A 1322-nucleotide genomic window follows, 5' to 3' on the forward strand; every position below is an offset into this window, starting at 1 on the left:
GTCAACTCGGAGGAAGGTGGGGATGAGGTCAAGTCATCATGCCCCTTATGTCCAGGGCTGCAAACATGCTACAATGGTCGGTACAATGGGCTGCGAAATCGTGAGGTGGAGCGAATCCCAAAAAGCCGGCCTCAGTTCGGATCGGGGTCTGCAACTCGACCCCGTGAAGTTGGAGTCGCTAGTAATCGCGGATCAGCAACGCCGCGGTGAATACGTTCCCGGGCCTTGTACACACCGCCCGTCAAGTCATGAAAGTCGGCAACACCCGAAGCCGGTGGCCCAACCCTTGTGGAGGGAGCCGTCGAAGGTGGGGCTGGCGATTAGGACTAAGTCGTAACAAGGTAGCCGTACCGGAAGGTGCGGCTGGATCACCTCCTTTCTAAGGAGCATTTTCTGGCATCCGTTGTGGTGTCCAGGGCGCTGTTTTCCGGACGTGGGTTCCGGAGCGGTGGTGCTCACTAGTGGAGCGTCGACTATTGGGTTCTGGCTGGTTTCGTTCTGGTCTTGTACTGCTGCCTGGTTCTGCTGGGTGGTGTGGAAGGGCTGGGGTGGGGTTGGTTGGGGTCTTGGGCACGCTGTTGGGTCCTGAGGGATCAGGCCCGTCTGGGTTTGGTTGCTCTTGTGGTGTGGGCCTGCCTGCGTCGTACGGCCACCGGTGTTGGTGGTGCGCGGCGGTTTTGGGTGTGGTTTCCGTTTGTATCTTGAGAACTGCATAGTGAACGCGAGCATCTGAAGTTTTTCTGTGTTTTGCCGAGACAAGTTAGTAAGGGCACTCGGTGGATGCCTTGGTACCAGAAGCCGATGAAGGACGTAGGAGCCTGCGATAAGCCCCGGGGAGTTGGCAACCGAACTTTGATCCGGGGGTGTCCGAATGGGGAAACCCGGCTGGAGTCATGTCCAGTCACCGTCGCCTGAATATATAGGGCGTTCGGAGGGAACGCGGGGAAGTGAAACATCTCAGTACCCGCAGGAAGAGAAAACAATTGTGATTCCGTGAGTAGTGGCGAGCGAAAGCGGATGAGGCTAAACCGTGTAGGTGTGATAGCTGGCAGGTGTTGCCTGCGCGGGGTTGTGGGAACGTTCGGCCGGAGCTGCTGATCCGGCAAGGAGTAAGAAACCACTGCGGAAGTCGAAAGACCTGGAAAGGTCTGGCGTAGTAGGTGATACCCCTGTAGATGTAACGTAGTGGCTCCTGAACGTTTTCCCAAGTAGCACGGGACTCCTGAAATCCTGTGCGAATCTGGCGGGACCACCCGCTAAGCCTAAATACTCTCTGGTGACCGATAGTGAACCAGTACCGTGAGGGAAAGGTGAAAAGTACC

2 rRNA genes are annotated in these 1322 nt (G+C 56.9%); both read left to right on the top strand.

Annotation, left to right across the window (positions count from 1 at the left end):
• Positions 1-379: ribosomal RNA gene (locus B141_RS0107095) — 16S ribosomal RNA — on the top strand; the annotation flags it as partial.
• Between the two features lie 374 nt (positions 380-753).
• Positions 754-1322, top strand: a 23S ribosomal RNA gene (locus tag B141_RS0107100); the annotation flags it as partial.

This window comes from Actinopolymorpha alba DSM 45243 (assembly GCF_000373925.1).
GTDB lineage: Bacteria > Actinomycetota > Actinomycetes > Propionibacteriales > Actinopolymorphaceae > Actinopolymorpha > Actinopolymorpha alba.